The organism is Streptomyces asoensis (assembly GCF_013085465.1).
Taxonomy (GTDB): domain Bacteria; phylum Actinomycetota; class Actinomycetes; order Streptomycetales; family Streptomycetaceae; genus Streptomyces; species Streptomyces cacaoi_A.
Genome location: NZ_CP049838.1, coordinates 7104480 through 7117793, shown reverse-complemented (window position 1 = coordinate 7117793; position 13314 = coordinate 7104480). Strand labels below are relative to the sequence as shown.

25 protein-coding genes are annotated in these 13314 nt (G+C 71.2%); 24 read left to right on the top strand and 1 reads right to left on the bottom strand.

The annotated features are described in order from the left end of the window. Positions 1-50 precede the first annotated feature (50 nt). The 16 genes from G9272_RS32075 (at position 51) to G9272_RS32000 (ending at position 9294) form a co-directional block, all read left to right on the top strand. Complete coding sequence (locus tag G9272_RS32075; protein WP_171399736.1) at positions 51-431, top strand: hypothetical protein; 381 nt, start codon at positions 51-53, stop codon at positions 429-431. 2 nt (positions 432-433) lie between these two features. Beyond that, positions 434-1243 carry a DUF2303 family protein gene (locus G9272_RS32070; RefSeq protein WP_171399735.1) on the top strand — a complete coding sequence of 270 codons (810 nt, stop codon included), beginning with the start codon at positions 434-436 and terminating at the stop codon, positions 1241-1243. Between the two features lie 107 nt (positions 1244-1350). Then, entirely contained in the window at positions 1351-1548 is a 198-nt protein-coding gene (locus tag G9272_RS45525) for a hypothetical protein (RefSeq protein ID WP_253267997.1), read from the top strand. Positions 1549-1559: 11 nt separating this feature from the next. Then, a complete protein-coding gene (locus G9272_RS32060) occupies positions 1560-3386 on the top strand; it encodes an AAA family ATPase (RefSeq protein ID WP_171399733.1) in 1827 nt (608 codons plus the stop codon). Beyond that, positions 3383-4006, top strand: coding sequence for a hypothetical protein (locus G9272_RS32055; protein WP_171399732.1), 624 nt, complete (start codon positions 3383-3385; stop codon positions 4004-4006). Before G9272_RS32060 ends, G9272_RS32055 begins: the two co-directional genes overlap by 4 nt. Positions 4007-4079: 73 nt before the next feature. Continuing rightward, positions 4080-4598 carry a hypothetical protein gene (locus G9272_RS32050; RefSeq protein WP_171399731.1) on the top strand — a complete coding sequence of 173 codons (519 nt, stop codon included), beginning with the start codon at positions 4080-4082 and terminating at the stop codon, positions 4596-4598. Further along, positions 4595-5233 (top strand): DNA cytosine methyltransferase, encoded by a 639-nt coding sequence (locus G9272_RS32045; RefSeq protein WP_171399730.1) that lies wholly within the window; start codon positions 4595-4597, stop codon positions 5231-5233. Before G9272_RS32050 ends, G9272_RS32045 begins: the two co-directional genes overlap by 4 nt. 70 nt (positions 5234-5303) lie before the next feature. Continuing rightward, positions 5304-6251, top strand: coding sequence for a hypothetical protein (locus tag G9272_RS32040; RefSeq protein ID WP_171399729.1), 948 nt, complete (start codon positions 5304-5306; stop codon positions 6249-6251). Then, entirely contained in the window at positions 6244-6657 is a 414-nt protein-coding gene (locus G9272_RS32035; RefSeq protein WP_171399728.1) for a hypothetical protein, read from the top strand. The genes G9272_RS32040 and G9272_RS32035 overlap by 8 nt, the downstream gene beginning before the upstream one ends. Beyond that, a complete protein-coding gene (locus tag G9272_RS32030) occupies positions 6654-6911 on the top strand; it encodes a hypothetical protein (RefSeq protein WP_171399727.1) in 258 nt (85 codons plus the stop codon). The genes G9272_RS32035 and G9272_RS32030 overlap by 4 nt, the downstream gene beginning before the upstream one ends. After that, complete coding sequence (locus G9272_RS32025) at positions 6908-7159, top strand: hypothetical protein (protein ID WP_171399726.1); 252 nt, start codon at positions 6908-6910, stop codon at positions 7157-7159. The genes G9272_RS32030 and G9272_RS32025 overlap by 4 nt, the downstream gene beginning before the upstream one ends. After that, entirely contained in the window at positions 7156-7545 is a 390-nt protein-coding gene (locus tag G9272_RS32020) for a hypothetical protein (RefSeq protein WP_171399725.1), read from the top strand. The genes G9272_RS32025 and G9272_RS32020 overlap by 4 nt, the downstream gene beginning before the upstream one ends. Further along, a complete protein-coding gene (locus G9272_RS32015; protein WP_171399724.1) occupies positions 7542-7922 on the top strand; it encodes a hypothetical protein in 381 nt (126 codons plus the stop codon). Before G9272_RS32020 ends, G9272_RS32015 begins: the two co-directional genes overlap by 4 nt. Before the next feature lie 205 nt (positions 7923-8127). Then, complete coding sequence (locus G9272_RS32010; RefSeq protein ID WP_171399723.1) at positions 8128-8325, top strand: hypothetical protein; 198 nt, start codon at positions 8128-8130, stop codon at positions 8323-8325. Between the two features lie 2 nt (positions 8326-8327). Continuing rightward, the gene (locus G9272_RS32005) at positions 8328-8483 is read left to right on the top strand and encodes a hypothetical protein (protein WP_171399722.1); all 156 of its coding nucleotides are present in this window, start codon (positions 8328-8330) and stop codon (positions 8481-8483) included. A gap of 97 nt (positions 8484-8580) precedes the next feature. Continuing rightward, positions 8581-9294, top strand: a complete 714-nt coding sequence (locus tag G9272_RS32000) for a hypothetical protein (RefSeq protein ID WP_171399721.1) — start codon at positions 8581-8583, stop codon at positions 9292-9294. A 432-nt stretch (positions 9295-9726) separates the two neighbouring features. Here the strand turns inward: G9272_RS32000 and G9272_RS31995 are convergent, their stop codons facing one another. Next, a complete protein-coding gene (locus G9272_RS31995) occupies positions 9727-10020 on the bottom strand; it encodes a helix-turn-helix domain-containing protein (RefSeq protein WP_171399720.1) in 294 nt (97 codons plus the stop codon). A 166-nt stretch (positions 10021-10186) separates the two neighbouring features. On the opposite strand from G9272_RS31995, the gene G9272_RS31990 reads away from it, so the two are divergent. The 8 genes from G9272_RS31990 to G9272_RS31955 all read left to right on the top strand — a co-directional run bounded on the left by G9272_RS31990 (position 10187) and on the right by G9272_RS31955 (position 13292). Then, entirely contained in the window at positions 10187-10474 is a 288-nt protein-coding gene (locus G9272_RS31990) for a hypothetical protein (RefSeq protein WP_171399719.1), read from the top strand. Then, complete coding sequence (locus tag G9272_RS31985) at positions 10471-10641, top strand: hypothetical protein (RefSeq protein ID WP_171399718.1); 171 nt, start codon at positions 10471-10473, stop codon at positions 10639-10641. Before G9272_RS31990 ends, G9272_RS31985 begins: the two co-directional genes overlap by 4 nt. Beyond that, positions 10641-10832, top strand: a complete 192-nt coding sequence (locus G9272_RS31980) for a hypothetical protein (RefSeq protein ID WP_171399717.1) — start codon at positions 10641-10643, stop codon at positions 10830-10832. Before G9272_RS31985 ends, G9272_RS31980 begins: the two co-directional genes overlap by 1 nt. An 86-nt stretch (positions 10833-10918) precedes the next feature. Further along, positions 10919-11761 (top strand): protein transporter Sec31, encoded by an 843-nt coding sequence (locus tag G9272_RS31975; protein WP_171399716.1) that lies wholly within the window; start codon positions 10919-10921, stop codon positions 11759-11761. Beyond that, a complete protein-coding gene (locus tag G9272_RS31970; protein WP_171399715.1) occupies positions 11761-11919 on the top strand; it encodes a hypothetical protein in 159 nt (52 codons plus the stop codon). The genes G9272_RS31975 and G9272_RS31970 overlap by 1 nt, the downstream gene beginning before the upstream one ends. Positions 11920-11929: 10 nt before the next feature. Beyond that, the gene (locus G9272_RS31965; RefSeq protein WP_171399714.1) at positions 11930-12427 is read left to right on the top strand and encodes a hypothetical protein; all 498 of its coding nucleotides are present in this window, start codon (positions 11930-11932) and stop codon (positions 12425-12427) included. Continuing rightward, positions 12424-13044 carry a hypothetical protein gene (locus G9272_RS31960; RefSeq protein ID WP_171399713.1) on the top strand — a complete coding sequence of 207 codons (621 nt, stop codon included), beginning with the start codon at positions 12424-12426 and terminating at the stop codon, positions 13042-13044. Before G9272_RS31965 ends, G9272_RS31960 begins: the two co-directional genes overlap by 4 nt. 68 nt (positions 13045-13112) lie before the next feature. After that, entirely contained in the window at positions 13113-13292 is a 180-nt protein-coding gene (locus tag G9272_RS31955; RefSeq protein WP_171399712.1) for a hypothetical protein, read from the top strand. The last annotated feature ends 22 nt before the right edge of the window (positions 13293-13314 follow it).

Genomic DNA, 13314 nt, shown 5'->3' with positions numbered 1-13314 from the left:
ACCCCCACACACCACACCAGCACCACCAACCAGAAAGGCACCACCAGCACATGAGCAGCAACGTCGACAAGACCACCGGCGAGATCGCCGAGCAGCCGCAGGCACCCGTCGCCGCGTTCCTCGCCAGCCACCTCAACGGCCGCACCGACGAAGAGCTGTCCGCCGAGTTCCACCAGCTGCTCGACGCCGTCCGCACCCACGGCAAGAAGGGCTCCCTGACGATCACCATCGTCGTCGACCCGCCCGCCAACGGCGTCGAGTCCGCCCCGATGCCGATCGGCGTCGAGTCCGCGGTGAAGGCCCCGAAGCCCACGCCGGTCAAGAACTTGTACTTCCTCGACGACGACGGCCAGCCCGTCCGTGAGGACCCCCGCCAGATGGCCATCGAGTTCCGCACCGCCCCCGCGAACCAGACCTTCAAGGACGCCTGATCATGACCAACACCGACAACGCACAGGTCATCGTCGACACCGCGCTCCGCTCCGCGCAGCCCGTCGTACTCGACCCCGGCAAAGTCCACGCCTTCAACACCCCCACCGGCGTGAAGACGATCGACCTCACCGGACCCGAGCACACCGGCACCCCGCCCCGCAAGCAAGGCACCACCACCGTCCGCGACGCCGAGTCCTTCCTCGCCTACTGGACCAAGCACCACGACGACAACTCGGAGGTGTACGCCGACAGCGAGCGCCTCACCGTCACCGCCGTCCTCGACGCCCACACCCCCAACGGCGCCCGCTGGTCCGGCCACCGCCTCCACCTCGCCCTGCGCGAGACCACCGCGTGGCAGCAGTGGCGGCGCTGCGACGGCCAGCTGATGAAGCAGGAGGAGTTCGCCGAGTTCCTTGAGGACCACCTCCCCGAGCTGCTGGAGCCGTCGTCCGCCGAGATGCTGGAGATCGCCCAGTCCTTCCAGGCCGCGGTGAAGGTCGACTTCCAGTCCGCGACCCGACTGAGCAGCGGGCAGCGGCAGTTCCAGTTCGTCGAGACCCAGACCACGAAGGCCGGCCAGAAGGGACAGCTGGTCGTCCCCGAGACGTTCGTCATCGGCCTCGTCCCCTTCGAAGGCAGCGAGGGCTACCGGCTCACCGCCCGCCTCCGCCACCGCATCGGCCAGAACGGACTCACCCTCGGCTACAAGCTGGAGCGCCCCGGCGAGATCCGCGACCAGGCGTTCGCCGACGTCGTCAAGGCGATCGGCGAGCAGATCGACAGCCCGGTCATGAACGGCGCACCGGCGTGACCGGGGCCCGGCCGCGGGGCAGCAACAGCATCACCTCGCGCTGCCCCGCGTGCCGGGCACCCCTCCTCGTCCAGTGGGTCGGCCACACCGCAGCCCTCAAAGCCAGCGTGCCGCTCCCACCCCCCGACGAGCCACGCCCCTACCGCGCCGCCCTCGCGGACAGCAGCCCCAACGACCTCGTCTGGTGCCTGCCTCGCCTCCCACACCGGGCCCTGCGACTGCGCTGGACGACCGGCCGGCACCCGCCGGACTGCCCGCACCAGCACCTCACCGCCCACAAGTGCCCGACCCAGCCCCTGTTTTGAGGAGACCGCCCGTGAGCAACGTCCGCCACCTTGCGCCAGACCAGGCGGACCACGACGGCCTCAATCGCACCAGCCCCCACGACGCGGAGGCCGAAGAGTACGTCGTCGGCATCGTCATGCACTCGAAGCAGGCCTACGACGAGTGCGCGCTCCTCATCACCCGCGACGACCTTTACAAGCCCGCCCACCAGCTCATCTGGGACACCGCTGCGGGCCTGCACGCCACCGGCCAGCACTGCCACCCCGCCCTCGTCCGCGCCGAACTCGAGAAGCAGGGCCAGCTCCACCGCGTCGAAGGCGGCGCCCTCGTCTACCGGCTCGGCACCGACACCATCACCCCCGGCATGGCCGCCGCGTTCGCCGAGCGCATCGCCGAGACCGCACGGCAGCGCCGCTACGACGCCCACTCCACCCTCCTCAAGACGGCGATCGACCGGAAGGCAGACGGCGACGAACTCGCCGCCCTCGTCGCCGACTTCCAGCAGGCCGAGACCCTCCGCGAGAACACCGGCCGCGGCCCCTCCCACCTCGTCGCCAGCCTCCTCAACTGGGGCACGTTCTTCGCCACCGACTTCGGCGCGATCCAGCTCCTGCCCGGCAAGCTCATGGGACCGGGCCAGCAGATCACCCTCGTCGGCGACGGCAAGGCCGGCAAGTCCCTGTTCTGCCAGGAGTGGATGTGGCGCATGGCCACCGGCCAGCCCTTCCTCGGCGACGCCCCGCAGGACCCGGTGCGCATCCTCTACCTCGACGCGGAGAACGGTCAGGAGCAGGTCCAGGAACGGTTCCTGTCGTTCGGCGCCGGGCCGCGGAACATGGGCGAACTCCGGTACGCGTCGTTCCCGCCGATCCGCCCCCTCGACACCGCGGGCGGCGGCGCCGACCTCCTCGCCCTGGTGAAAGCCACCGGCGCCGAACTCGTCGTCATCGACACCGTCAGCCGGTTCATCGGCGGCCCCGAGAACGACGCCGACACCTGGCTGTCCCTCTACCGGCACACGCTGCTGCCCCTCAAGCGCGACCGCATCGCGAGTGTGCGCCTCGACCACTTCGGCAAGGACAAGGACCGCGGCGGCCGAGGCTCCTCCGCCAAAACGCAGGACGTCGACCACGTGTGGGAACTCACCGCGCAGGGCGGCGGCACCCTCGCCCTCAAGCGGACCCACACCCGCACCGGCATCGGCCCCGAACAGTTCACCCTGCTCCGCCAGGCGCAGCGCGACGGCGACAACTGGGCCGTCGGCGGCACCCGCCACGTCGTCATGACGTGGGAGACCGAGCCCGGCGAGCCGCACGGCATGGCCGCCATCCCCGGCACCGTCGAGCACATCATCGCCGCCCTCGACCGCGCCGGCCTGCCCAACGACGCGGGCAACCGGGCTGCGCGGGACAAGCTCGCCGAGCTCCGCGTACCGGGCGGTAATAACAAGATCGCTGACGCCATCCGACGCCGCAAAGCACGGTCCGAAATGCCAGGTATCGACGTTTCCCCGGAGCGTTCCCCGACCCCCTCCCAAACAGCGTTCCCGGAAACGTTTCCCGGAACGCACCCCGGAACACACAAAACCCCAGGTCAGACGTTTCCCGGAACGCCCCCGGAAACACCCGGAACGCCCCCCGTTCCCCACGTTCCCCCCTCGAAGAGGGGGAACGGGGAGGGAACCCCGGAACGGCCAGCCTCAGAAGAACCCCTCTGCACCATCTGCACCCGACCCATGACCACCGACTGGGCCAACCGCGGATACGACACCCACCTCGGCTGCGACCCCGCCACCGGCAGCCACCCCGACCGACCCACACACCCCGACACCGACACCGAAACGAGGCACACCGCATGACCACCAACCGCCCCTACACCGACGACGACCTCCGCACCGAAGCAGCCCGACAGCTCTCCGCACACCGCGGCCACCAACACCCCAACGCCACCCTCGCCGCAATGCTCGACGCCCACATCGAAAGCACACGCACCGACACGGGAGACGACGGACTCACGTGGGACGAGGCACTCGAATGCCGCGACCTCAACACGCCGGCCACGGCGATCCACACGCTGATCGAAGGCGCGGCCGACATCTCCGAGTGGGCCATCAACCTCGGCGCCGACGGCCTGATCCCCGACGCCGAGCACGTCGACATCACCCACGCCGATGTGACCGGAGTGCGGATCCACTTCGCGTTCCACCCCGGCATGCCCGAGGAACTGCGAGCCTCCGTGATCGCCGCCGTGCACGAGGACACCGCACCGGACGAAGCCGACGACGAGGAAGAAGACGAACCCGTCGACTCCGACAGCGACGTCTTCGACCTCATCTCCGACATCGCCTCCCGCCTCCGCGACGCCACCGACAGCGGCGAATACCACGCCGTCGGCCTCATCTACGACCTGGCCATGAGCCGCACCACCGTCGCCGAAGCACGCGCCGAACTGGCCGACATCGAGTTCGGCCACGCCTGACCGGCCAGCCCATACCGCCCCACACCAACCCGAGGACCCGGTTCTACCAGGGCCCGCGCGAAAGGAAATCCACATGACCGACCAGACCATCCCGCTCACCGAGCAGCAGCTCGACGAAATCGAGACCCGTGCCGCCCACCTGTACGAGCGCACCGCCACCATCGACCCCAACGCGCATCCCGACTTCGGTCAGCTCACCGACACCGACGTGCCCGCGCTGCTCACCGAGGTCCGCAGGCTCCGCGCCCGCATCACCGAGCTGGAGGGCCCGGCCGTCGAAGCCCGCGCCGCCCTGGCCGCGCTCTGCTACGACCTCGACGACCCCGGCACGGCAGCCCTCGGCGCGCTCTACCTCCTCCAGCAGGCCACCGCCGGTGTGGAAGCGCCGCGAGACGACGCGGCCCTCGCCCTGGCGCAGCACGCATCCGAAGTCCTGCACGAGGTCGCCGACATGGCCGACCCGGAGCCGCCCGAGGTGTCGTTCTTCGGCGGCAACCACGGCACGGCGGTCGCGTCCTGGCTGCGGATGCTCGCCGACCGCCGCCCCGCCGCGTCTGCCGTGTCTGGTGCGGCCGACAGCAGGCCCGCATGACCGGGCGTACCCCGAACGGGCTGACCGTCCTCGACCTGTGCTGCGGCGCCGGCGGATTGTCGTGGGGCTACTGGCTCGCCGGATACGACGTCGTCGGCGTGGACGTCAACCCGATGCCGAATTACCCGTTCGAGTTCCACCAGGCCGACGCGCTGGAGTACCTCGACCGGATCATCACCACCGGCGAAGTCGAGCGGTACGCCCTCGTGCACGCCTCTTGGCCCTGCCAGGCGTTCGCCAACGTCACCCAGTGGCGCGGCGACCAGGCCGACCACGAGGACCTCCTCACCCCGGGCCGGAAGCTGATGGACAAGTCCGGCCGCCCGCGGGTCATCGAGAACGTGCCCGAAGCGCCGCTGCGCCCGGACTACCTGCTGTGCGGCTCGCAGTTCGGCCTGAACGTCCGCCGGCACCGCAGCTTCGAAACCTCGTGGGGCGGTGGCGGTGAGCTGCTCCCGCCGTGCTGGCACCACAAGGGGCTGCTGCCGTTCATGCACAAGGGCGAGCGCGCCTATGCGGACGCGATGGGCTGCACGTGGATGAACAAGACCGAGGCCCGCCAAGCCGTCCCGCCCGCCTACTCCGAGTGGATCGGCCGGCAGTTCCTGGCGCTGCACGCCGACCAGGCGGCCTGACCACCCACGCAGGACCGGCCGCCGGTATCGGAAGTACCGGCGGCCGGCCAGCCCACCCTACGGAGGACCGATGAACCACACCACCAACCCGCAGGCCGCCGAGGAGCTGGCGAAGCACGTCACCCGAGCGATCTTCGCCCTCAAGACCCCGTCGCCCGACGGATCGCAGCACTACCAGTCCGGCTGGGACGACGGCTTGGAGGCTGCGATGGACGCGGCCCGAGACGCGGTGCTGGCCGTCTCGCCGTCTGCTGTCGTGTCCGCCGACCGGGCCACGCTGCTCCGGGAAGCGATCGCCGCACTGCACCAGCCCATCGAGGGCGAGGGTGGCCAGTACTGCGAGACCTGCACCCAGGAGGAGCGGCAGCCGCAGCCGGTCGGCTGGTGGATGCCCTGGCCGTGCCCGACGGTGCAGGCCGTTGACGCCGCGCTGTCCGCGCCCGCCGACGGTCCGAGCCGTGTGGCCGCCGAGGAACAGCCCGCCGAGACGCTCGACTCGCTGCCCGCCTGGCTGTACCAGCGGTTCATGCCAGACGGCGTGGGCTGGGAGAACCTCGACACAGACGACCAGTCGTACTGGGAGCACCAGGCGCGGGCCGTCCGGCGAGCGGTCGAGCGAGGCGGCTTCAAGCCCACCGAGGCGCAGGCCCCGTGCGGCCGGCTCGCCTCCATCCCGAGCCCCTGCTCGGCAGGCGACCACTGCTGCGAGGGCCGGTTCACCGCCGAGGAACTGGCGGCGGCTCAGGCAGACGTGGACGAGTTGAACGCCCTCTTCCCTGACGAGCCGACGGACGAGCGGCCCGCCGTCGGGGAGCAGCCCGACACCCAGACACGAGAGGCCGACCGTGTCGTCGCCTACGTCCCCACCACCCGCACAGAGCTGCACTGCCTGCGCTGCGCCCCGAACCCGGCCGGAGACATCTGGACCCCAGTCACGGCCGAGGAGCTGGAGGACGGCGGGATCTGCACCGCGTGCAGCCGGGACGTCCTGAGCGACGAGGAGACCAGCCGTGGCTGACCCGACCAGCACCCTCACCACCGAGCAGCTCAACGAACTCGCGCCCCTCGCCGCCGTCATCGCCGACAAGGTGTCCACCGTCCCCGTCCGCCACTGCCTCGGCGGCACCGACGACCTCGTCGCCGAACTCACCCTCGCGGTCGCCGTGTACGTCGGCCGCCACGTCCTGCCCGCCGAACTCCTCCAGCTCCGCCACCCACCGATCCCCACCGACACCGGCTGGATCGTCCAGGCGCAGCGAAGGTCCGGCAAGTGGGAGGACTGGGGCCCGGCCTACCCGAACCGAGACGACGCCCGCCGCCTGTACGAGAGCCTCGCCGACGGAAACAGCGGGCCGCTGCGCCTCGTCCGCAAGGTCACGTCATACGTCGCCGAGGCCGAGCACACCCCCGGGGAGCGGCCGTGATCGGGGAGGCCATCGACACCGCGCTCACCCTCGGCTGGTGGCTCCTCGGCTGGACCGTGGTCTTCGGCGTCGTCGGCACCATCGCGCTGCTCACCCTCGCCCTCCTCGGCGGGTGGGCCGCAACCGGCCTGTGGCGCGGCGTCGTCCACCCCTCCTGGGGCTACGGGCGGACGCGAGCCCGGATCTACGCCGCACGCAGAGTTCGCGCCCACACGGGCCACACAGGGCCCTCGACCTACAAGGAAGCCGCATGACCGAGAAGAGCAACCGCCACCCCAGCACCACCCACATCCTCCGGTACTTCGAGTACGACCACCTGCCCGCCAACCTCGCCTGGTTCAGCGCCCCATTCCACGCCCTCGCACACGAGATGGTCGACCACCTCCCCGACGGACCCGAGCTCACCGCCGGACTCCGGAAGCTCCTGGAGGCGAAGGACTGCATGGTCCGGGCCGCGCTCGACGTCCCGCCCCTCCGGCTGGAAGGAGGCGAGCAGCAGTGACCAACCTCGCCATCGCCCGCACCTGCCGCGCCATCGCCGTCCTCGAGCTGGCCGGCGCCGCCTGGCTCGCCGTCACCTCCGCATGGTGGATCGCTGCCCTTGTTGCCTGCATCGCGCCCGGTCTGCTGTGCGTCGACGCGCTCGCCCGACGGGCGCACCACCGGAAGCGGGCCGAGGCGCAGCGCGCGGCGAGGCTGAAGCGTGGCGAGCAGGTCGAGCCGCTCGTGCCGTGCTGCTCGTTCTGGCTCCACTCCGACGGCCAGGTCCACGGCCCCGGCTGCACCCGCCCGGTCTTGCCGCGCCGCGACACCTACCGCCTCGACCCGGCAGCCCGCGCCCAGTTCGAGGCGATCACCGCAGGCTTCGACCACGGGACCGCAGCATGACCAACCAACCCGCACCCCGCCCCATGGTCGGCGTCGGCATGCCCGCCGCCCTCCACCTCGACGCGTTCGGACGCGAGATCGACGCCGCGTTCGGCCACGTCCCCTACCTCGTCGGCACGGCTGCCATCGGCAAGACGTGGCGGGACGTCGACGTCCGGCTGATCCTGCCTGACGACGAGTTCGATGCCCTGTTTCCCCAGGACCGACCGGCCCACGAGGACGGCAGGTGGGGCCTGATCTGCGCCGCGATTAGCGAACTCGCCCGGTTCCGCACAGGTCTGCCGGTCGACTTCCAGATCCAGCGCATGAGCTACGCCAACGACCGCTTCCCCGGGGTGCGCCACGCCCTCGGCCTCCACGACAGGAACGGCCAGTGACCGACCGCCACACCGTCGACAGCATCACCAGCGACGCCCTCGACCAGCTGTACGCCGTCGTCGAGCGGGCCCGCCAAGTCCACAGCGAGGCACGCCGCATCGCCCGAGGCGAGGGCACGTCCTTCGCGCTGTGCTCGATGTGCGACGCCCTCGGCCTGCCCGGCCCGGCAGCGACCGAAGCGACCGGGCCGAGAAGACCACCCGCGTGTTCGCCGCGCTCCACCGATCCGCCGAGCAGGACGTCACCCGCGTCATCGCCCTCTACGAGCGGTGGGTGAAGGCCGGGCCGCCGCCGCTCGGCACGAGCCTGTCCCGCTGGTGGGACCGGCGGCTCGTCGAGCTGCACCACGCGATCCACCCGCCGGAGCAGCAGCCCGGCACCGACCAGACCAAGGAGCAGTGACCGTGCCCACCTTCATCCTCGGCGTCATCCTCGGCGCCGTCTCCGGAGGCGTCACCTACGGCCTCACTGCGGACGGCCAGCTCGCCGGGATCGTCGGCGTTATCGCCACCGTCCTCACGTGGCTCGGCATCGCCAGCCTGATCTCCGCCGACGACTGAGCAACGACGAAGGGGCGCGCCCACTCGACCTCCCCAGGCCAGGCACGCCCCATCCGGTGCGATCACCGTACCGCCCCACCGCACCACGGGAGTCACGATGACCACCGCCGCCACGAACCTTCGCACCGTCGCCCTGCATTGGGCGGACCTCCACGAAGCCGTAGGCCAGCCCACCCAACTCGGCGCGTTCGGCCTCGGCCTCCGCGGCTACCTCGCCCGCCTCGAAGATGCCGACCGCGCCGAGTTCAACTACGACCGCGCCCACGCCGCCCACCTCCGCAGCCAGGAACGCGACCCGATCCAGATCGGCGTCCGCCCCGTCCCCGTCCGACTCCACATCCTCGACACCATGCGTGCCGTCGAGGCCTCCCTCCACGGAACCGCCGACCAGATCGCCGCCGACGTACAGCGCGCGCCCATGCCGTTCGCCCCCAGCAACTGGCCGGCCGCCGACCGGGAACGCCGCAACCAACTCGCACGCGCCGACGCGGCGGACCCGCGCCGCTGGAGGTGGACCGGCCGCCGCCGCTCCGCCTCGTACACCGCGCTGTGGCTGCTGGCCCGGATCGAGGGGAAGGGCGGCCCGTTCCGCGCGTTGACGGTGGTGCAGCTGGAGCAGATCGGTGTGGTCGCGGCCGGCGCCGCCGAGCGAGTCGAGCGGGCGCTGGACATTGCGGCGCAGCGGCGGACGCTGGAGCAGCGGCACGGCTGTGGTGGGGCGATCGACGTCCACGGCGGGGAGGGCCGGCCGCCGCTCGCGCACTGCACGGGGTGCGGGGTGGTCTGGGCTGAGGGAGTGATCGCAGCGTAGGGCTGGGGCGCGGTGTCAGTGCCGCGCCCTAGACTTCTTGCAGGCGCGGGGCCCAGAACTCCTCAGTGGGAGGCACGGCCCTATGCGCGCCCTTCGCATCACTCTCTACGGTGGTCCGCTCGACGGACTCAGCTGGGACCAAGCTGCCCCGGCCTCAGCGGGAGGACGCGTCAGTCGGCCGCTGGACCACGATCCGGGCGCTGTTGCCCACTACCTCCTGCGCGGCATGAGCCTGCAAGGCGACTGCCTCAGGATGGACTACGCCTACGAGGAGACCGTGCGGCCGTGAGCAGCACGCGGCCCGCCGTCCCCGTGAGGATCGGCGGGCCGTCGATGGGCGCCCCCCATCATGGTGCAGACCGACCGTACGCCCAGGCCCTGCCCGCGAGCTACCCCTCGGTCGGACGCGTGGCATGCAGCGACCGCACCAGCTCATCCATCCGACGCCTCCGTCTTCGGCCGGTTCTTCCCCGAGCCCGAGTAGCCCTTCACGATGTCCTGCACCGTGCTGAAGCTGATGTTCAACTCTGCACCGACCGTGCGCAGCGACGCACCCGGCCGCGCGAGCAGCTCACTCACGGCCGCCTGCCGCGCCTCCTTCAGCGCCTTGTTCTGCCCCGGCAGAGCCTTCAGCACCTCGCCGAGGGCTCGCGCTCTCTCGGTCGGGTCGGCGATCGCCTTGACAGCGTCGATGGCATCGAACACCCGCTGCGCCTCCTCGGTCACACCCGGCCCCTTCTCCTTGGGCGGGCCACTGGCCAAAGTGTAGGGGGTTCCCCTACAGTGCTGGAAGTGGCACCGCGCTACTGATGCAAAACGGCCCCGTCCCGCTGAGTTGGCGCTCCGGGACGGGGCCAGGCCCACCTCAACCATCACGAAAAGGCAGGCCCTCATGGCCAACCGTACCGACCAGCCCCCCAAGCAGCCCAGCCCCTTCGCCGGCCTCCCGCCCGGCACCGTCGTCAACTTCGACAACTACGGCACCGTCTGGGGAACCGACACCGTCCCGGCCACCGAGGCGTTGATCGCCGTGGAACGCGCCACCGGCGGCGGCGTCGAGGAGTGGGAGACCACCGACCGCGACGGCCAGCCGCTCCGCGTGGTCCGCCTCGCCGACCCCACGTTCCTCGACACCATCTGCGTCTTCGCCAGCGCGAGCCGTCCGGCGGTGACCGCATGAGCGAGCAGACCCCGAGCCCCCACCACGACGACGCGAACGCCACCCCGGAACAGCTCCTCGCCCGCGCCGCCGACGACTACGCCACGCAGCAAGGCGTCACCCGCGAGCAGCAGGCGCAAGGCGGGCCCGGCGAGCGGCAAGGCGTCCTCCCAGGACGGTGCATCTGATGGCCTGGCGCCGCACCCGCGAGCAGTCCACCCGCGCCTACCCGGCCGCAGGAACCAGCGTCACCGGGTCGGTCGGGCGGTTCTTCCGCTCCAAGACCAGCGGAGCCCGCCGCGCCGGAGCCGCAGCCGACGCCTGGGAGCAGCGCGACCGCGAGAACGAGCGCCGCCGCCGCGGCCTCTACGCCCCCTGACCCACCCCCAGATCGGCCGGCCTCCCGCGATTCCGTTCCCCCACGGCCGCGGGAGGCCGGTCCCATGCCGCTCCCGGAGGAGCACCGTGAAGACCCGCAGCATCGAGCGGACCCGCCTCGTACCCCACACCGTCGACGGCGTCACCGAGATGGTCCTCGACACCGAGACCATCGAGGTCCCTGCCCCGCCCCGCGACTGGGACCAGATCGTCCGCACCGCCGTCACCATCGGCGCCACCCTCCTCGTCACCGTCGCCCTCGTCTGGAGCACCAGCGCGATCGGCGGACTCCTCGCCATGTCCGTCGTCGCGGTCATCGCCTACGCGGCCGGCGTCGCCTTCGACCTCACATGGATCATGTGCATGGCCGTCGAGTGGCTGCTGCGCTCCGACCCTGAGCGCGCCAAGGCCCCCCGCAGAGCCGGGCGCTGGGCCCTCGCCGTGTCCATGGCCGCAGTCTTTGCGCACGGCTACGTCTTCGACCAGATGGTCGTCGGCGCGGTCGGCGCGGCCGTGTCCGCGCTCGCCAAGGGCGGCTGGACCATCGCCATGCGTGTGCACGCCCGACCCCTCGACTCGCGGACGCAGCAGTGGGTGGCGAAGCGGCGCGCAGCCCTCGACGGGAAGCTCGCGATGATCCCGATCCAGCGGGAGTTGCAGCGCGGCGAGGCCGTCCTCGACGCCGAGCGGCGCTCCCTGACCAGCGATCCGGACCGCGGATCCGCGGATCCGGACTGCGGATCCGATCCGCAGTCCGGATCCGCCAGCCCGCTCCCGACCCTCGCCGGGCCGATGACCGTGAAGGACGCGGTCCGGACTGCCCGGGATTCCGGGATCACCGATCCGGACGCGGTCCTGCGGTACGTCCACAAGGTCGCCGACGCCAACGCCCGCCCGGACACCGTCGGCCGCTACCTCCGGAGCGCGTGATGGGCCTCCTCTGGCCGACGGCTGCGGTCCTCGCCGCCGTCGGCCTCCACGCGATAGCCCCCCGCCGCGCCCCACTCGCCTACCTCGGCCCCGCCGCCTGCACCGTCATCCTCCTCACACTCCCCATCGCCTACATCGCCACGATCTGGAGCCACTGAAATGCCGTACATGGCCATCAACCTCGGGGGAGTCGCCCTCGGCGTCGGCATCGACCTGCTGTTCCTGATGCGCTGGTGGATGAAGGAGAAACGCCGGTGGGGCGCCATCGTGCCGTACGTCCTCGCCAAGCTGTACGGGATGCTCGCCGCCCTCGCCGCCCTCGGCGCGTTCTCCCTCCTCGGCGGCGTCACCTGGCTCGCCCTGTGGGCAGGCAACGTCATCGGCTACGGCGCGCTCGTCTACGGCATCGGCGGCAACGCCCCCGACGTCACCCGCGCGCACCAGCTGGTCCTCACCGACGGCGGCTACGTCATCGTGTTCCTGCTGACGGTCGTGCTGATCGCTCTGCTGAAGTGGGGGCCGCAGCAGTCCAAGTCGAAGATCCTGCTCGGCGCGCTGGCCGGGATCCTCGTGGCTCTGTCCGGGAACGTGGCCGGCGTGGCTGCGATCCCGCTCGGCTCGGGCGTGAACCTGGCCGGGACCGGCTTCACGGGGGTGTTCGGGTGAGCACCGAGGAGGCCGGCGGGACCGATCCGGAGGAGGCGGGGGAGCCGGGCGGGATGAGCGAGCGGACAGCGAAGGCCGTCCTCGTCCTGCTCGGCGCCGTGTGGGGGATCGTCGCCGTGTGGCCCGAGATCGCCTACGTGATCGTCGGGATCATCGGGACCTGCGTCTGGCAGAAGACCCGCGGGTGGATCCGGGACCGCCGCGACCCCGACGAGGGCGCAGCTGTCGAGAGGGAGCAGCCGGACGTTGGCGCCGCCCTCCGCCGTCTCATCGGTGACGACAAGGGAGTCCTCCTCACCCGCCTCCGCGACGACCTGAAGCTCTCCGACACCAAGGTCGTGAAGGCGCTCCTCGAGGAGGCGGGCATCCCCTGGAAGGCCAGCCGCACGCGAGAGGGGAACGGGCCGGCCGTACGTAAGGAGGCCATCCCGGCCGCCCCCTCTCCCTCTCCCGCCGACCCGCATGGAGTCGGTTGTTGTTGCAGGTCAGGCGACAACGACAACGGCAACAACGGTGGAGGGGAGGAGGGTGGGAAGGGGGTGCGGGTCCAGCGCACCAACGGGGGCCTGATCATCTACGATCTGTCCGACGAGCACCGCCACCAGCCCGTGAAGTAGACCTCCGTACCAGCCCGGCCCCGCCGCACCACTCCCCCGGCGGGGCCTTCGTGCGCCACCATGAGGGCATGCCTGCTGCGCTGCGCTTCACCGGGGAAGACAAAGACCTCACGTTGGACGAGCTCGCCGAGTTCGTCGAGAACGCACGGAAGGTCGGCGCGCCCGGCTCGAATCCCGTGCGTGCTGAGCTGTCGACGAGCGGGAAGATCAAGCAGGTTGAGGTTGCCGTAGGTGAGGACGACGACTGACTCGGCCTGACACACTGTGGGC

Excerpts from the sequence above, each read along its gene's own strand:
- G9272_RS32075 (WP_171399736.1), top strand. The coding sequence starts at position 51 with ATGAGCAGCAACGTCGACAAGACCACCGGCGAGATCGCCGAGCAGCCG.
- G9272_RS32070 (WP_171399735.1), top strand. The coding sequence starts at position 434 with ATGACCAACACCGACAACGCACAGGTCATCGTCGACACCGCGCTCCGC.
- G9272_RS32055 (WP_171399732.1), top strand. The coding sequence starts at position 3,383 with ATGACCACCAACCGCCCCTACACCGACGACGACCTCCGCACCGAAGCA.
- G9272_RS32050 (WP_171399731.1), top strand. The coding sequence starts at position 4,080 with ATGACCGACCAGACCATCCCGCTCACCGAGCAGCAGCTCGACGAAATC.
- G9272_RS32045 (WP_171399730.1), top strand. The coding sequence starts at position 4,595 with ATGACCGGGCGTACCCCGAACGGGCTGACCGTCCTCGACCTGTGCTGC.
- G9272_RS32040 (WP_171399729.1), top strand. The coding sequence starts at position 5,304 with ATGAACCACACCACCAACCCGCAGGCCGCCGAGGAGCTGGCGAAGCAC.
- G9272_RS32025 (WP_171399726.1), top strand. The coding sequence starts at position 6,908 with ATGACCGAGAAGAGCAACCGCCACCCCAGCACCACCCACATCCTCCGG.
- G9272_RS32015 (WP_171399724.1), top strand. The coding sequence starts at position 7,542 with ATGACCAACCAACCCGCACCCCGCCCCATGGTCGGCGTCGGCATGCCC.
- G9272_RS32000 (WP_171399721.1), top strand. The coding sequence starts at position 8,581 with ATGACCACCGCCGCCACGAACCTTCGCACCGTCGCCCTGCATTGGGCG.
- G9272_RS31990 (WP_171399719.1), top strand. The coding sequence starts at position 10,187 with ATGGCCAACCGTACCGACCAGCCCCCCAAGCAGCCCAGCCCCTTCGCC.
- G9272_RS31985 (WP_171399718.1), top strand. The coding sequence starts at position 10,471 with ATGAGCGAGCAGACCCCGAGCCCCCACCACGACGACGCGAACGCCACC.
- G9272_RS31980 (WP_171399717.1), top strand. The coding sequence starts at position 10,641 with ATGGCCTGGCGCCGCACCCGCGAGCAGTCCACCCGCGCCTACCCGGCC.
- G9272_RS31970 (WP_171399715.1), top strand. The coding sequence starts at position 11,761 with ATGGGCCTCCTCTGGCCGACGGCTGCGGTCCTCGCCGCCGTCGGCCTC.
- G9272_RS31965 (WP_171399714.1), top strand. The coding sequence starts at position 11,930 with ATGGCCATCAACCTCGGGGGAGTCGCCCTCGGCGTCGGCATCGACCTG.
- G9272_RS31955 (WP_171399712.1), top strand. The coding sequence starts at position 13,113 with ATGCCTGCTGCGCTGCGCTTCACCGGGGAAGACAAAGACCTCACGTTG.